A 523-nucleotide genomic window follows, 5' to 3' on the forward strand; every position below is an offset into this window, starting at 1 on the left:
GCGGTGTAGACGTTCTCGGCCGCCTTGTTCATGGCGCGGAAGGCCGACAGCGGATAGAGCACCAGGGACACGTCGACACTGGCCAGCTCCTCGGTGGTGTACAGCGGCGTGGCGCCAAACTCGGTGATGTTGGCCAGGATCGGCGCCTTGAGGCGGTCGGCGAAGGTCTTGTACATCGCCAGTTCGGTGATCGCCTCGGGGAAGATCATGTCGGCGCCAGCCTCGATGCAGGCCTCTGCGCGATCCAGTGCCGAGTTCAGGCCTTCGACCGCCAGCGCATCGGTGCGCGCCATGATCACGAAGCTGTCATCGGTACGCGCATCCACCGCCGCCTTGATCCGGTCGACCATCTCCTGCAGGGTGACGATCTCCTTGTTCGGCCGATGACCGCAGCGCTTGGCGCCGACCTGGTCCTCGATGTGAATCGCCGCGGCGCCGAACTTGATCATCGACTTGACGGTACGCGCCACGTTGAAGGCCGAAGAGCCGAAGCCGGTGTCGACATCCACCAACAGCGGCAGGT

At 64.4% G+C, this 523-nt stretch carries 1 protein-coding gene; it reads right to left on the minus strand.

Going from position 1 to position 523, the window contains the following annotated elements:
- A partial coding sequence (locus G9C89_RS24965) for an isocitrate lyase/phosphoenolpyruvate mutase family protein (protein ID WP_172153401.1) occupies positions 1-523 on the minus strand: 523 nt, incomplete at both ends.

Source organism: Pseudomonas tumuqii (assembly GCF_013184545.1).
Lineage (GTDB): Bacteria > Pseudomonadota > Gammaproteobacteria > Pseudomonadales > Pseudomonadaceae > Aquipseudomonas > Aquipseudomonas tumuqii.